General features: G+C 61.9%; 14 protein-coding genes. 7 read left to right on the top strand and 7 right to left on the bottom strand.

Going from position 1 to position 15,418, the window contains the following annotated elements:
• Positions 1-23 precede the first annotated feature (23 nt).
• The gene (gene trhA, locus ACM5SV_RS09085; RefSeq protein WP_128407976.1) at positions 24-692 is read right to left on the bottom strand and encodes a PAQR family membrane homeostasis protein TrhA; all 669 of its coding nucleotides are present in this window, start codon (positions 690-692) and stop codon (positions 24-26) included.
• Between the two features lie 116 nt (positions 693-808).
• Positions 809-1,228 carry a universal stress protein gene (locus ACM5SV_RS09080; protein WP_128407977.1) on the bottom strand — a complete coding sequence of 140 codons (420 nt, stop codon included), beginning with the start codon at positions 1,226-1,228 and terminating at the stop codon, positions 809-811.
• Positions 1,229-1,416: 188 nt separating this feature from the next.
• On the opposite strand from ACM5SV_RS09080, the gene ACM5SV_RS09075 reads away from it, so the two are divergent.
• The 3 genes from ACM5SV_RS09075 (at position 1,417) to ACM5SV_RS09065 (ending at position 5,067) form a co-directional block, all read left to right on the top strand.
• Entirely contained in the window at positions 1,417-2,382 is a 966-nt protein-coding gene (locus ACM5SV_RS09075) for a VOC family protein (protein WP_206641131.1), read from the top strand.
• Positions 2,383-2,583: 201 nt separating this feature from the next.
• Positions 2,584-3,750 carry an AI-2E family transporter gene (locus tag ACM5SV_RS09070; protein ID WP_113547083.1) on the top strand — a complete coding sequence of 389 codons (1,167 nt, stop codon included), beginning with the start codon at positions 2,584-2,586 and terminating at the stop codon, positions 3,748-3,750.
• Between the two features lie 18 nt (positions 3,751-3,768).
• A complete protein-coding gene (locus ACM5SV_RS09065; protein WP_113547082.1) occupies positions 3,769-5,067 on the top strand; it encodes an NAD(P)/FAD-dependent oxidoreductase in 1,299 nt (432 codons plus the stop codon).
• A 12-nt stretch (positions 5,068-5,079) separates the two neighbouring features.
• On the opposite strand, the gene ACM5SV_RS09060 is transcribed toward ACM5SV_RS09065, so the two are convergent.
• From ACM5SV_RS09060 to ACM5SV_RS09050, 3 genes are all read right to left on the bottom strand, one after another.
• Complete coding sequence (locus ACM5SV_RS09060; RefSeq protein ID WP_012756638.1) at positions 5,080-5,637, bottom strand: PH domain-containing protein; 558 nt, start codon at positions 5,635-5,637, stop codon at positions 5,080-5,082.
• An 85-nt stretch (positions 5,638-5,722) separates the two neighbouring features.
• Positions 5,723-6,535, bottom strand: a complete 813-nt coding sequence (locus ACM5SV_RS09055; RefSeq protein WP_221973309.1) for a polysaccharide deacetylase family protein — start codon at positions 6,533-6,535, stop codon at positions 5,723-5,725.
• A 102-nt stretch (positions 6,536-6,637) separates the two neighbouring features.
• Complete coding sequence (locus tag ACM5SV_RS09050) at positions 6,638-7,027, bottom strand: DUF930 domain-containing protein (protein WP_012756636.1); 390 nt, start codon at positions 7,025-7,027, stop codon at positions 6,638-6,640.
• Between the two features lie 250 nt (positions 7,028-7,277).
• On the opposite strand from ACM5SV_RS09050, the gene ACM5SV_RS09045 reads away from it, so the two are divergent.
• Positions 7,278-9,386 (top strand): S9 family peptidase, encoded by a 2,109-nt coding sequence (locus ACM5SV_RS09045; protein WP_128407980.1) that lies wholly within the window; start codon positions 7,278-7,280, stop codon positions 9,384-9,386.
• Between the two features lie 216 nt (positions 9,387-9,602).
• Positions 9,603-10,127 carry a DUF1697 domain-containing protein gene (locus tag ACM5SV_RS09040; protein WP_017993402.1) on the top strand — a complete coding sequence of 175 codons (525 nt, stop codon included), beginning with the start codon at positions 9,603-9,605 and terminating at the stop codon, positions 10,125-10,127.
• Positions 10,128-10,138: 11 nt separating this feature from the next.
• On the opposite strand, the gene ACM5SV_RS09035 is transcribed toward ACM5SV_RS09040, so the two are convergent.
• A complete protein-coding gene (locus tag ACM5SV_RS09035; RefSeq protein ID WP_017993401.1) occupies positions 10,139-10,807 on the bottom strand; it encodes a TetR/AcrR family transcriptional regulator in 669 nt (222 codons plus the stop codon).
• Between the two features lie 218 nt (positions 10,808-11,025).
• Here ACM5SV_RS09035 and ACM5SV_RS09030 point away from each other — a divergent pair, with 218 nt between their 5' ends.
• Positions 11,026-11,973: a homocysteine S-methyltransferase family protein gene (locus ACM5SV_RS09030; protein ID WP_128407981.1), complete on the top strand. Its 948-nt coding sequence runs from the start codon at positions 11,026-11,028 to the stop codon at positions 11,971-11,973.
• Positions 11,974-12,070: 97 nt separating this feature from the next.
• On the opposite strand, the gene ACM5SV_RS09025 is transcribed toward ACM5SV_RS09030, so the two are convergent.
• Positions 12,071-13,525: a DHA2 family efflux MFS transporter permease subunit gene (locus tag ACM5SV_RS09025; protein ID WP_012756631.1), complete on the bottom strand. Its 1,455-nt coding sequence runs from the start codon at positions 13,523-13,525 to the stop codon at positions 12,071-12,073.
• A gap of 241 nt (positions 13,526-13,766) precedes the next feature.
• On the opposite strand from ACM5SV_RS09025, the gene ACM5SV_RS09020 reads away from it, so the two are divergent.
• Entirely contained in the window at positions 13,767-15,269 is a 1,503-nt protein-coding gene (locus tag ACM5SV_RS09020) for a protein adenylyltransferase SelO (RefSeq protein WP_222014438.1), read from the top strand.
• Positions 15,270-15,418: the final 149 nt, after the last annotated feature.

The following is a 15,418-nucleotide window of genomic DNA, read 5'->3' as shown; positions in this document are numbered from 1 at the left end:
ACGGCTTCGGGCACATCAGTCGTTCAGAGGCCTGGTGGCGACAGGCTGAAACAGGTGAAGACGGCCGAATAATGCACGGCCGCCGCGGTGACGACGAAGCCGTGCCAGATGGCGTTCTGGAAGCGCAGCTTCTCCCAGACATGGAAGATGACGCCGAGTGAATAGATGACACCGCCGATGACGATCAGCAGCATCGAGGCGGCGGGAATGCGCGAGGCGACGGGCTCGGCCACCAGCACGCCGCTCCAGCCCATGGCGAGATAAAGCAGTATGGCAAGACGGTCGTAACGCCCGGGAAAGACGCATTTCAAGAAAATGCCGACGGCGGCGAACAACCAGATGGCGACCAACATGAACAAGAGCAGCGGATCGTCGGCGCCGCGTTCGAGGAAGGGCGTGTAGGTGGCGGCGATCAAGAGGAAGATCGCCGAATGATCGAAACGGCGCAGATACCATTTCGTGCGCGAGACCGGCCAGGCGTTATAGGAAAAGGAAATGGCAAGCGTCAGCACCAGCCCGACGCCATAGATCCAGGCGGCGGCGAGCGCGCCGTAGGAGCTCCAGACCGTGGCGTAGAAAATCAGCACGGTGGCCCCGATCAGCGCCAGCACGAGACCGACACCGTGGACAATGCCGTCGGCGATCAATTCGTATCTATCATAAGCCCAGCGAATGCCGTTGAACTCGCCCATGCACGCCAATCCGTTTCATACCCCGATTGCAATCGTCGCATCGAACGGACGGAGGTGCAACTGCGGCAAAGCGCACGGGCGGTAAATCTTCGTGACAGACCGCAGTGGCGCAAAAATCAAACCTTCTGCCGGTCGACCAGCACCGAGCATTTGGCATGGCGCACGACCCGATCGGCGGTGGCGCCGATGAAGTAGTTGGAAAAGTCCGGAACGTGCGAGGCGACGATAATCAGGTCAGCGCCGTGGCTTTCGGCGGCCGAAATGATCGCTTTGGCCGGCGGGCCGTTGCGGATCTCGATGGTTGCCGTGACGCCGGCTGCGGCGATCAGTGCTTCCAGCTTGTCGCGGCCATCCTTCATGGCGTCCTCGACCATATTGGCCGGCAGTTCGATCGCGACATAACTCGGCACATCCTCGACAACATTGAGCGCGATGATCTCGCCGCCTTCGTCGAGCAAGGACGCGGCCTTGCGGAGGATTTTTTCTCCCTTGTCGATGCCGCCGAGCGCGATCGCTACGATGATCTTTCTGTACATGGCTTCCCTCCATGACTGCGATGCATAAGCTTTCTCTAAAGAAGATATGAACGCATTGATCGCGATCAAGTGGGCGCAAGTCATCGTCAACGCCTGCTCAACGCTTCATCCTCAAAAACAGATCTTCTGTGAACAATCGGGATGCGCCATATAGAGATCAAGTACGGCAACCGAGGGGACCTCAGAGAATGAACCGGCGAAACTTCCTCGGGCTTGCTGCAGGCGGCACATTTGCCGCCACCGCCGGTACGCCTTCTATCTCAAGGGCCAATTCAGAGGCAGGAGACCAATCCATGACGACCGAAACTTCCTATGCGCTGACGCGACCCGCCTATATCGACCAGTCGCATCTGGTTGTGACCGACCTCGGTCTGGTTTCCGGCTTCTACCAATCGATGCTCGGCCTGAAGGTGATCGAGAAGACGGCGAGCGGCGAAGTGCTGGGTGTCGGCGACCTGCCTTTGCTGACGCTGACCACCGCAAAGAATGCCATGATCGCGCCGCGCAATGCCGCAGGCCTTTTCCACACCGCCTTCCTGATGCCGGACCGGACGGAGCTCGCACGCTGGCTGCGCCACGCGGCACGGAATAACGTCACGCTCGACGGCGCCTCGGACCATCTGGTCAGCGAAGCGATCTATCTTTCCGATCCGGAAGGCAACGGCATCGAGATCTATGCCGACCGCCCGCACGAACAATGGAAATTCCATGAGGACGGCATGGTGGAGATGGCGACGCTTCGCCTCGACCTGCAGGCGCTCTACAACAGCGCGCCTGATGAGCGCTGGGACGGCATGGCTGCGGGGACGGCGATCGGCCACCTGCATCTGCAGGTCGGCGACATCCCGCAGGCCGACGCCTTTTACCGCGACGTCCTCGGCCTCAAGCTGATGGCGCGCTATCCGGGCGCGAGCTTCTTTGCAAGCGGCGGCTACCACCACCATCTCGGCGCCAATATCTGGAACAGCCGAGGCGCCACGGCACGCGCCGGCAACATGACCGGGCTTTCGGACTACAAGTTCCGTTTCAACGACAAGGCGACGCTGGATGCGGCGGTCTCCAAGCTCGACGCACTGGAGATCAAGAGCGAGAAGCGCGACGGCGGCGTGTTTCTGAAAGATCCCTGGGGTATCGGCCTGACGCTTTCGGCGTAACTCCAGTAACTACGGATCAGCCTTATCGGTTGAAGGAATAACGGCGGGAATCGGCCTGCTTCGGTTGCATGCCAGACGGCAACGGGCGTCAATGCCGTGCGCCTTCACATGCACCGCGCCACATTGTCACACCCTTGAGGAACCGGAACCGCATCGGCGCGTTTCCGTGAGGAAGCAATGGGGCTTCGGGGACCTCACCGCATGGGCATCGCCAATGGCATCCGCAAACAAGCAAAGAAGATCGCCATCGGCGAACGCCACACCAGCGCCTGGGCACAGTCGCTGAAGGAGGCGGCCGAAGAGCTGCCGCCACCACCGCTGCACCGGCTGGAAAAGGACGGGCTCGATGTCAGCATGGCCTGGGCGATCATCGGCATGTTCGGCATTCTCTTCCTTGCCGCTGTCTATCTGATGTCGCTGATCCTCATTCCGATCACACTTGCCGTCGTCGTCGGCATGATCCTCGGTATGGCGGCAGAGAAGCTCAGCAGGATGGGGGTGCCACGGCTTGCCAACGCCTTCATCCTGTCAAGCAGCGTTGCGCTGGTGATCTTCCTGTTGATCAACTCGCTTGCCGACCCGCTAATGACGCTAGCCAATGAAGGCCCCGCCTTCGCCGAGCGAACCATCAACCGCGTCATGCCTTATCTGGAGCGCATCAGATGGCTGCATATCACGCCGGCGACATTCGAAAGCGGGTCGATGTCGATCGGTGCGCTGCTCGAAAACACCGGCAATGTGCTGCATGTCGTGACCACCAGCCTGACGCCCGCCCTGGTGCAGGGATTGATTTTCTTTGCGGCGCTGCTGTTCTTCCTCGCTGGTCGGGTCAACCTGCGCAAGACGATCATCATGACCTTCCGCACCCGCACGCAACGCCTGGCCGCCATCCGTGTCATCAACGCCGTCGAGCAGGTGCTCGGCTTCTATTTCGCCACGGCCTCGCTGATCTATGTCGGGCTCGGCGTGGTCATGACTGTCATCGCCTATGCCGGCGGGCTGTCGGCCCCGGTGCTCTGGGGCTTCTTCGCCTTCCTGTCGAGCTTCATCCCCTATCTCGGCATCACACTGATGACGCTTGCCGTCGCGGTCGCCGGCATCCTGACCCATGATGGCCTCCTTATCGGCCTGATGCCGGCCGCTGCCTTCTTCACCGTGCATCTGCTCATGGAGAACCTGATCTTCCCCGCAGTGATGGGACGGCGGCTGGAAATCAATCCCTTCGTCGTCTTCCTCGCCATCCTGTTCTGGACATGGATGTGGGGCGCCGTCGGCGCCATGCTCGCGCTGCCGCTCTCGCTGATCGTCATGACTGTCATCGATGAACTGCTGATCGAGGAAAAGCCGCAGCCGCAGTTGCCGAAATGATCAACCGGGGGAACGTCAGTGGCATCTGATCTCGATCTTGCCGAATCCGATCACGACCAGATGGTGAGCGGCCGTTCTCTCTGGGGGAAGAGCGGGATACGGCCGGAATGGCGGCCGATCGAGCAGAGCTTTTCCATCGATGTCGCCGTGATCGGCGGCGGTATCACCGGTGCCTTGGTTGCCGAACATCTGACGGCCCGCGGTTTTTCGGTGGCGATCATCGACCGGGAGGAGCCCGGTTTCGGCAGCACTGCGGCGAGCACGGCGATGCTGCAATGGGAAATCGACAGCACGCTCACCGAACTCGAGGATTATTACGGCTTCGAGCGCGCCGCCGGCATCTACCGCCGCAGTGGTGCCGCGGTCGCCGGCCTTTCCAAGCTGATCGCCGCAAACGGCATCGCCTGCAGCTTCCGGCCGCGCAACACGCTCTATCTGGCTGACGGCCGGGAAGGCGCGCGTGACCTCCTGGAGGAGCGCCAGCTTCGTCGCCGGGCGGGCCTGCCCGGCGTCTATCTCGAACATCCCGATCTCTTCACACAATTCGAACTCGACCGGGATGGTGCGATCTATTCGCCGGGTTCGGCAGAGTGCGATCCGCTGCTTCTGACCTGGGCGCTGCTGGAGATGGCGATGCGGCGCGGCGCGCGGCTGGTCAACGCTTCCGTAACCGCGCTTCACAGCGAAGGCAATCACGTCACGGCAGAGACAGGTGGAGGCCACGTGATCGAGGCGCGGCATGTCGTGCTGGCGACCGGCTATTCGATGCCGGGTCTCGACATGCCGAAGCTGCACCGCTCGAGTTCGAGCTGGGCGCTCGCCACCGTGCCGCAGGATCCGGCAAATTTCTGGCGCGACAGGGCGCTGATCTGGGAGGACAGCCACCCCTATCTCTACATGCGCACGACGGCGGACAATCGCATCGTCGCCGGCGGCGAAGATGACGAGACGATCGATGCGGAGGCGCGCGACCGCAAGCTGCCGGCAAAGACCATGGCGATCCAGGAGAAGATGAAGCGGCTGTGGCCGAAAGCCGATACGCGGGTGGAACACGCCTGGTGCGGCACTTTCGGCGAGACGGTCGACGGTCTGCCGCTGATCGGCCCGGTGCCGGAGACGCCGCATGTCTTCGCAGCCTATGGCTACGGCGGCAACGGCATCACCTTTTCCTATCTCGCCGCCCAGATGATCGGCGCCATGCTCGCCGGCATGCATCGCGAATGGTTCGAGGATTTTGCGGTCGACAGGGATGGGCCGGGTTTGGCGCGCTTTCATTCGGGAATGCATAGAAGCGAGACGGAAAGCCAAAGGCGCTGAAATTTCAGTCGTCTAGCTGGCTTGTTTTCTTGCACTCATTCGCAATTCTTCAACATGCTTAGCCACTTCGCGAACGTTTGGGATACCGATAAAGGCGAATTTTTTGACGCTATCCCCGTCTCCCTCCCGACGGAAAGTGAGGGTTCCCGAGCGGTCCCATTTTTCCCGGGCCTCCACGACGTTGATGGCTGTTGGTGCTATCGTCGTCGCGCGTCGCCTGATCATGTTTCGAATGATGAGAAGCCTGCGATCGGTGGCGGCGTAAACGGTTCGACTCGTGGCGATCATATCGAAAACCACGCCCGCGATAGTCGAGATGCCAATGAGCATGAAGATCCCGGGGAATATGATGCCCATGATTCCAGCTGGCTGATCGATGCTGATAACCCCGTTATTTGCCCACAATAGCGCGGGGGAACCCACGATCACGAAGATCACGCCAAAAAGCACATCGGGACATTTAAAAACGAAAGTTCCCCAGGCACTTGGCTGCCCTGTCCAGACAACCACTTCCGCGGGATGAAGCTCATTTCGAATTTCACTTTCGACATTCCAAACCGCACGAGACATGCGCTCCCCTACGTTCCCGCAACCGAACAAACAAAAACAGCATTATTCGTTTTCCGGGGGTAAACAAGCAAGAGGTTCGGACGCTCTATTCGGTCGTTTTGTCGTCGCCGGTGTCCTCGACATCCTGGAGGCGGACGAATTGCGTGCCCTTGGCCTTGAGATCGACCAGCGCCTTCGCCACGCCCTCGCCGGCTGCATGGGTCGGCTGGTTGATGTGGGAGATGACGACGTCGCCGTCCCTGGCCGAGGCGATGCGCTTTTCGGTGATGACAGCCCCGAGCAGCGAGCCGCCGTCGCCGTTTACGGAATAACCGGCAATGCGATAGCCCATGGCGCGGATCTCGCCGATGGCGGAAAGATCATATTTGGCGGTCGAGCCGCGGAACCAGTGCGGCGCCGGAATGCCGGCCGCGACCATGGCGGCAGCGCCGCCTTCGACCTCCTGCCGCACCGCCTGCGGCGAGCCGGCGGACGCAATGCCATAGACCAGCGTCGGCGTATCGACGGCCGGAATATGGTTCTGGCCATGATTTTCGAGTTCGAAGAGATCAGGATTTTGCAGGAATACGGCAAGTGCTGCGGGATTGCGCTTCAGCCAGCGGGCGGTGACGAAGATCGTTGCCGGGATACGTTCACGCACCAGCGTCGAAAGGATGCGCTCGTCCGCCTGCCCCATGCAGGCATCGAAGGTCAGCGCAATGCGAGCGTGGCCGACAAGGTTCGAGCGGGCGATGTGCAGATGCGGCTCGACGAGTTTTAGCGCCGACGCCTTCGGGGCCGGCCTAACCGCAGCCGGGACCGAACCAACCGCCGTCGGCACGGCTGACGGAATTCCGTCCGCGAATGCAGCGGAGATACTGACGAGAAGGAACGCCGAAGCGAGCAGGATGCGGTTCATGTAATGGGTTTCTATGATTCGAACTGCCAATTTTAGCGGCAGCTCTCTCCCGGCGCCATGCGGCCGGATGTCACCGCAGCCGCTTGGACGGACAGGGCCGTATCAATCATAGAGATAATACTTGTCCCACTTCTCGCGCGGCACCTTCTCGCCGATCTCGTAGTTGAGCTCGCGCACATTGATATGCTGCGGACCGGTGATGCAATTGTAGGAGAGATGGTACCAGTCGCCCTTGCTGCGAAAGACGGCACCCGGCGCGTCCAGCGAATTGTCGCCGGGGATCGGGTCCTTGAAGGTGTAGGCGATCACCTTGTCGGGCTTGAAGCCGGTGCTGTCCTTGTTGATACGGCTCATCGCCTCGGTGTCGCAGCTCTGTTCCAGGCGGGTCGAGGGATCGAGTTTTTCCAGCTGCTTCTTGATGGCGGGATCGACGGCAAAGGCGGGGGCAGCAAGGCTTGCGAGGGATAGAAACAGGACCAGACGTTTCGGCATTGCGGTGAAAATCCCTTACTGTTCTGCAATTCTTACCCTACCGCCGACAGCTTGCCGGGAGCTTGGCACGTGCAAATTCACTGAGATAGCGGACTTTCTTAAATATTGTGGTGACATCAAGGCAAGGTGGGCCGGGCGTCCTCCTTGTCTGTGGAAGGTCATCCGCGGCCTTGTCGCACCCTTGCCGCTTGATCCGGCGGCGGCGCGCCTCTATCTCTTGCCAACCCGCATTCCGACCCGGAGCCATTCCTTGTCCGTTTTCAAGAGCCTGCCGACACCGCCTGCCGCACCGAAGAAGCCGATCTCCGATACGCGCCACGGCATCACCCGCACGGACGACTATGCCTGGCTGCGCGCCGACAACTGGCAGGCGATGTTCAAGGATCCGTCGATTCTCGACCCTGAGATCCGCCGGCATCTCGAAGCCGAAAACATCTATATGAACGCGGCGATGGAGGACACCAAGCCGTTGCAGAAGGTGCTGTTTGCCGAAATGCGCGGCCGCATCAAGGAAGATGACAGCTCGGTGCCGATGAAGGACGGCGCCTATGCCTATGGCACCTTCTATGTGACCGGCGGCGAACAGCCGCGCTTTTTCCGCATCGCCCGCGATGGCAATGTCGCCGACGAAACGATCCGCACGGTGCTGCTCGACGGCGACAAGGAGGCCGCCGGCAAGGCCTATTTCCGTCTCGCCGGCCTTGACCATACGAGCGACCATAGCCGCGGCATCTGGGGCTATGACGACAAGGGCTCGGAATTCTTCACGCTGCAGGTGCGCGACCTCCAGACCGGGCAAGACCTTGCCGACCGGATCGAGAATACCGGCGGCGGCGGCGTCTGGGCGCCCGACGGCAAGAGCTTCTTCTATTCGGCGCTCGACGAGAATCACCGGCCGTCGAAGGTGTTCCACCATATTCTCGGCCAGCCGCAGTCGGAAGACCGGCTGGTCTATGAGGAAGCGGATGCCGGCTTCTTCATGGGCGTCGGCGGCTCGCTGCTCGACGATTTCATCTATATTGACATTCACGACCACGAGACCAGCGAATACCGGCTGCTGTCGACCAAGGACCTGACAGCCGAGCCGAAACTGGTGGCGGCACGCGAAGAGGGCATCGAATATTCGCTGACCGAGGGCGGCGACGTCTTCTACATCCTCACCAATGACGGCGGCGCCAAGGATTTCAAGATCATGGAAGCGCCGGTCGACAATCCGGTGAAAGAGAACTGGCGCGAAGTGGTCGCCCACAAGCCCGGCACGCTCGTTATCAGCCACATGGCCTATGCCCGCCATCTTCTGTGGCTGGAGCGCAAGGACGGGCTGCCGCAGATCATGATCCGCAATCGGGAGACCGGCGAGGAACATGCGATCGCCTTCGCCGAGGAAGCCTATTCACTGGGGCTGCAGGGCGCGGCGGAATATGACTCGGATATCATCCGCTTCTCCTATTCGTCGATGACGACGCCGTCGCAGCTCTACGACTACAACATGGTGACGCGCGAGCGCACGCTATTGAAGACGCAGGAAGTGCCGTCCGGCCACAATCCCGACGACTACGTCACCCGCCGCGTCTTTGCCCCGGCATGGGATGGCGAGAAGGTGCCGGTCACCCTGCTCTATCGCAGGGATACCCCACTCGACGGCAGCGCCCCCTGCCTGCTCTACGGCTATGGCGCCTACGGCATCACCATTCCAGCCGGCTTCAACACCAACTGCCTGTCGCTCGCCGACCGCGGCTTCGTCTATGCCATCGCCCATATCCGCGGCGGCAAGGACAAGGGATTTTCCTGGTACGAAGACGGCAAGATGGACAAGAAGACGAATACCTTCAAGGACTTCGTCGCAGCGGCCGATTATCTGAATCAACAGAGGTTCACCTCTTACGCGACGATCATCGCCGAGGGCGGATCGGCCGGCGGCATGCTGATGGGTGCGGTTGCCAACATGGCGCCGGAGAAGTTCGCCGGCCTCATCGCCGCCGTCCCCTTCGTCGACGTGCTCAACACCATGCTCGACGACACTTTGCCGCTCACCCCGCCGGAATGGCCGGAATGGGGCAACCCGATCGACAGCCAGGAAGAATATGAGCAGATCGCCTCCTACTCGCCCTATGACAATGTCGACGCAAAAGCCTACCCGCCCATCCTGGCGCTCGGCGGCCTGACCGACCCGCGCGTCACCTATTGGGAGCCGGCCAAATGGGTGGCGAAGCTGCGCGACAAGACGACGGGCGACGCGCCGATCCTGCTCAAGACCAACATGGACGCCGGCCACGGCGGCGCCTCGGGCCGCTTCCAGCGGCTGGAAGAGATCGCGTTTGAGTATGCGTTTGCGATCAAGGTTGCCGGCAAGATGTGAAGGGTTGGGGGCGTGCTAGTGGCACGGCACCCCCCTCTGCCCTGCCGGGCATCTCCCCGGAGATCGGCAGGAGGCCATGCCTCGCCCTGATTTGAGATTGATGTGACGGCCTGTTGTTTGGGGAAGCCATCGCGCCCAGCCAATCTCCCCACCTGTGGGGGAGATGCCCGGCAGGGCAGAGGGGGGCGGCACGGCACGAGGTCAAGGGAGAAAGAAATGCCCGTCTATATCGCCCTCCTCCGCGCCGTAAACGTCGGCGGCACCGGCTCTTTGCCAATGGCCGAGCTGAAGGCGATCTGCGAAGGCCTCGGCTTTTCCGACGTCAAGACCTACATCCAGAGCGGCAACGTGCTTTTCCGTTCGGACGAAGCGGAAAAGACGGTGGAGGAGCGGCTCGACGAGGCGCTCGGCAAGACGATGGGCAAGCGGCCGGGCGTGATGGTGCGCAGCCGCAAGGAACTCGACGGAATCGTTGCCAACGCACCCTTTCCCGATGCCAAGCCGAACTTCCTGCTCGTCTACTTCCTGCCCGAAAAGGCGACCGGCGATGCGCTGGCGACGATGGTTGCGCCCGACGGCGAGGAGGCGAAACTCGCCGGCCGGGAAATCTACGTGCATTACCCCAACGGCTCCGGCCGCTCGAAGCTGAAGCTGCCGGCGCTGAAGACTGGAACGTCGCGCAATCTCAACACCGTGCGAAAGCTCGCGGAAATGGCCGCGGCGATGGAAGGCAAGGACTGACGCCCAAAAAGCTAGTGCGGCTCTGCGCCTCCATGAAAGGCTGAACCGCTCGACGCCTTCGGCATCTCCGCCACCGGCAGGAAGAGCATCTTTACGAAGGTGCGGAGCATCAGCACCTGTTCGGCCAGCGTGTTCGGCTCCTTCAGCGTCTTCGACAAAACGATGCCGCCTTCCAGGACGGAGGACACCATGTCGGCAAGCTGGTCGACGTCGACGGGTTCGCGTAGCGGATAGACGGCCACGATATCCCGGATCATGCGGCCGAAGCGCCGCCGCCAGGCAAGCACCGCATTCCGGTTGATCTCCCGTATCTCCCGGTCGAACAGCCGCTCGTAGTAGCAGATGCCCGCCACAAGGCAGCCCGGATGGCCGTTCGGCAGGTCGGAGAGCAATTCGGAAAGCAGCTTCAGGCCGAGCAGGAAGGATTGCAGCGGATCGTCGGTCAGGTCGCGCGCGCGGCTGAAGATTTCGTCGTAGATGCGCTCGTCATTTTCGATGTAGCGGTTGAGCAGCGCCTTGGCGAGCTCGTTCTTGTCCCTGAAATGATAGAAGAAGCCGCTCTTGGTGATGCCGGTCTCGGCGATCAGCTCCTCGATGGAAGTGCCGCCGAAACCCTTCTGCAAGACTGCCGCTTCGGCCACATCGAGGATGCGGGTCCGCGTTTCCTCGCCCTTTCGCATGTCCCCTCCTGTACCGGCGGTACAGTTTTCAGTCTCGCACGATCAAACCTGCCTCCGCCCCCGGCAGGATCGGTTGAAGCAAGCAATTGATATCAATCGGCAAAAGCCACAACCGCCTGGAGTATACCTCAAGTCGCCTAGTTTGGCAGCCGATTAAGCGCCAGAACATCATTCATCGACGGCAGCCAATCGGCTGCCGCGATGGAGAGGCTTCAACAATGGCAAAGTACAGAAACTGTTTGCCGCAGCTCAAAGGCGGCACTTTCATTACCGATGGCGGCATGGAAACGACGATGATCTTCCAGGAAGGGATCGAGCTTCCGCATTTCGCCGCCTTCATATTGCTGGCTTCCGAAGACGGGCGGCAGCGCATGCGGAATTACTATCGCCGTTATCTCGATATCGCACGGCGGCACGGCACGAGCTTCGTGCTCGATACCGCCACCTGGCGGGCCAATCCGGACTGGGGGCAGAAGCTCGGCTATACCAGCGAAGCCCTGAAGGCGGTCAATGAGGAGGCCATCGACTTGCTGGTCGGCTTGCGCAGCGCCTATGAACGGCCGGAGCAGCCGATCGTGATCAGCGGCGCGATCGGCCCGCGCGGCGACGGCTACAAGGCAGGCTTCATGGATGCGGCCGAAGCGGAAGACTACCACGCCTTTCAGATCGGGGCTTTTGCCGGCACTGAAGCCGATATGGTGAGCGCCTTCACGCTGACTAATATCGACGAGGCGATCGGCGTGGCGCGGGCCGCACAGTCGCTCGGCATGCCCTCGGCCATCTCCTTCACGCTGGAAACGGATGGCCGGCTGGTGACGGGCCGCAGCATTCAGGAGGCCATCGAGACGACCGATGCGATGACCGGCGGGGCGCCTGCCTATTACATGATCAACTGCGCCCACCCGACGCATTTCGAAACAGCGCTCGATCCTGGAAGCGCCTGGGTGAAGCGCATTTCGGGCATCCGCGCCAATGCCTCGACCATGAGCCATGAGCAGCTCGACAATAGCGAGACGCTCGATGCGGGCGATCCCGAAGATCTCGGCCGCCGCTACCGCAAGCTCATCGACCGCATGCCGGAGCTCCGCGTGCTCGGCGGCTGCTGCGGCACCGACCACCGCCACGTCGCGGCGATCTGCGAGGCATGCCTGCCGCAAGCGGCGTGACGACCTGAGAGGGAGGAGATGTTGTATCCGGCAGGGCAGAGGGTGCCGACACGGCACAACAGAAATGGCGACGGCGGTGGACGGGCCGCGGGCGGCGTCAGCTTTCGGCGACGGCGCCCTTCCTCTGTTTCGCCCTATAGCCGGTGATCTCCTCGCCGGCGGTCGGCGAGAAGCGCAGGTTCCAAAAGGTGGCGGTGATCGAGATGATCGTGACGACGATGAAGGCGGCCGAGAAATCACCAAGAGCCGGCGTCTCAGTGCCTGACAAAGCCATGGAGCCGTGCAGCGCCAAGGCGCCGATGCAGATGCCGAGTGACAGCATCAGCTGCTGGAAGGTGGTGTAGAAGCTCGTGGCCGAGCTCATCCGCTCCTTGCTGATCTCGTCATAGGCAATGGTGTTATAGGCGGTGAACTGGAACGACAGGAAGAAGGCGCTGAGCACCAGGACGACGAAGATCAGCGGCATCGGCCAGTCCGGCCGGAAGGCGGCACAAAGGCCATAGCCGATCGTCCCGAGGATACCGTTGAGAATGAGGCTTCTGCGGAAGCCCAGCCGGCGGAAGACAAACTTGGCCATCGGCTTCATGGCGAGAGCGCCAAGCGCGGTCGCGATGATGATCTGGCCGGCCGCGGCGGCAGACAGGCCGAAGCCGATCTGGAAGAGCAGCGGCAGGAGGAAGGGCTGCGCCCCTTGCGTGATGCGGGTCAGGGAACCAGCAATGACAGACGTGCCGAAGCTTGGCACCTTCATCAGCGAGAAATCCATGATCGGCGACGGATGCTTGCGGGCATGCCTGAGATAGGCGATGCCGAAGAGCAGGCCGATGGCGATCAGGAAGATCGAAAACGCACCCTCGCCCTCATGGCTCGACATTTCGAAGCCGAAGAGCAGCGAACCGAGCGAGATGCCCGAGAGGACGAAACCGATCGTATCGAACGGACCACTTGCCTTGCCCTTGACCTCGTCGATGTAGATCGAGACGAAGATCATACCGATGATGCCGATCGGCACGTTGATATAAAAGATCCAGCGCCAGTCGAGATAGGTGACGATGAAGCCGCCGAGCGGCGGGCCGACAATCGGGCCGATCAGCGCCGGTACGAGCAGCCAGGACATGGCGCTGACCATATCCTTGCGGTCGACGCTGCGCATCAGCACCAGGCGCCCGACCGGCATCATCATCGCGCCGCCTATGCCCTGAAGCAGCCGCGCCAGCACCAGGAAGGACAGCGTCGGCGCCAGAGCACAGAGGATGGAGCCGACGACGAAGACGGCGATCGCCGAGCGGAAAACGGTGCGGGAGCCGAAACTGTCGGCCATCCGGCCGCTTGCCGGGATGAAGATCGCAAGGCTCAAGAGATAGGAAGTCAGGGCGATCGACATGGCCGGGGCGCCGACGCCGAAATCGCGCGCCATGGTGGGCAGCGCGGTCGCAAGCACGGTCGCATCGATGTTTTCCATCAGCATCGCACTCGCGACAATCATCGCGATCACCCGAAAATTGGGCGTGGCGCGCCGAACCATCGGCGCCTGGTAAATCTGATCCGACATCGTCCGGGATCACTCGCGGTGGCGCGGCGGAGCACACAAAGGCAGCAAGGCCGCGGGGGATGACATGGCGCAAAGCCAAGGGGAGACGATTTGCTATACGCCCGCGATCATGGCGGCGCTATGTCGTTTATGGCAAAGCTGCTTTGACGAGAGGTAAAGGCAGGTCACGATTCCTTGCATCGGTTCGATCTTCGTGAATGTCCGGCTTGCGCCACAGACACCCCGGCCCTACCTATGAACCATGACCTCCGCCCTGCAGAAAAACCGGCCCGGTGCGGCCTTTCCGTTCGACAACAGCTATGTCGGTTTGCCGCCCCACTTCTTTGCGGCGCAAGCGCCGACCGCGGTGGCGGAGCCTTGGCTGATCAAGCTCAACGAGGCGCTCGCCGCCGAACTCGGGCTCGATGTCGAGGCCTTGCGCCGCGATGGCGCGGCGATCTTTTCCGGCAATCTCGTTCCCGAAGGGGCCGAACCGCTGGCGATGGCCTATGCCGGGCACCAGTTCGGCGGCTTCTCGCCGCAGCTCGGTGACGGGCGGGCGATCCTTCTCGGCGAGGTGGTCGGCCGCAGCGGCAAGCGCTACGACATCCAGCTGAAGGGCGCCGGACCAACGCCTTTTTCGCGCCGCGGCGATGGGCGGGCGGCAATCGGGCCGGTCTTGCGTGAATATATCATCAGCGAAGCGATGTTCGCGCTCGGCATTCCCGCCACGCGGGCGCTGGCGGCGGTGACGACAGGCGAGCCAGTCTATCGCGAAGAGGTGCTGCCGGGCGCGGTTTTCACCCGCGTCGCGGCCAGCCATGTCCGCGTCGGCACCTTCCAGTACTTCGCAGCCAGGGGCGATACCGACGGCGTGCGGGCTCTGGCCGATTATGTGATCGACCGGCACTATCCGGCATTGAAAGAAGCCGAGAACCCCTATCTCGCGCTGTTCGAAGCGGTCTGCGAACGCCAGGCGCCGCTGATTGCCCGCTGGCTGCATGTCGGCTTCATCCATGGCGTGATGAACACGGACAATATGACCGTCTCCGGCGAGACGATCGATTTCGGCCCCTGCGCTTTCATGGATGCCTATGATCCGGCGACCGTTTTTTCGTCGATCGACCAGCATGGTCGTTACGCCTATGCCAACCAGCCCGGCATCGGCCAATGGAACCTCGCAAGGCTCGGCGAAACGCTGCTGCCGCTGATCGACGCCGAGCCCGACGGCGCGGTCGACAAGGCCAATATCGTGATAAAGAGTTACGGTGAACGGTTCCAGGCGCATTGGCTGGCCGGCATGCGCGAAAAGATCGGCCTTGCCGGCGAAGAGGACGGCGATCTCGACCTGGTGCAGGCGTTACTGTCACTGATGCAGGCGCAGGGCGCCGATTTCACCCTGACCTTCCGGCGGCTATCGGATCTTGCCGGCGATGATGCCGCAGAGCCTGAATTTGCGGCGAGTTTCCGCGAGCCGGACGCCCGCGGCGCGTGGCTTACGCAGTGGCGCGAGCGGCTGTCACGCGATCCGCAGACGGCCACCGAGCGCGCCATTGCCATGCGCCGCGTCAATCCGGCCTTCATTCCGCGCAATCACCGCGTCGAACAGGCGATCGAGGCCGCCGTCGAGAATGGCGATTTTTCGCTGTTCGAGGCGCTGCTGAGCGTGCTTTCGAAACCCTATGAGGACCAGCCGGGCTTTGTTGCCTATCGGGAACCGCCGAAGCCCGACGAACGGGTGCTTGCGACCTTCTGCGGAACGTGACAGGCGCTTCGATCGTTTTCGGTGCGGCAGTTGCGCCACAGCGATCCGCTTCCATCCGGCCTGCGACGAAAAGGGCTGTCCTTGCAGGATCGCCGCCGCTACAGCGTCCTTGACGAGGAGCGGCGCCTCCTTCCGCATTTCCCGTGGGG

The organism is Rhizobium sp. CRRU65, assembly GCF_048551595.1.
GTDB classification, from domain to species: domain Bacteria; phylum Pseudomonadota; class Alphaproteobacteria; order Rhizobiales; family Rhizobiaceae; genus Rhizobium; species Rhizobium leguminosarum_J.
The sequence above is the reverse complement of the archived record's forward strand: the minus strand, read 5'-3'. Positions and strand labels throughout refer to the sequence as shown.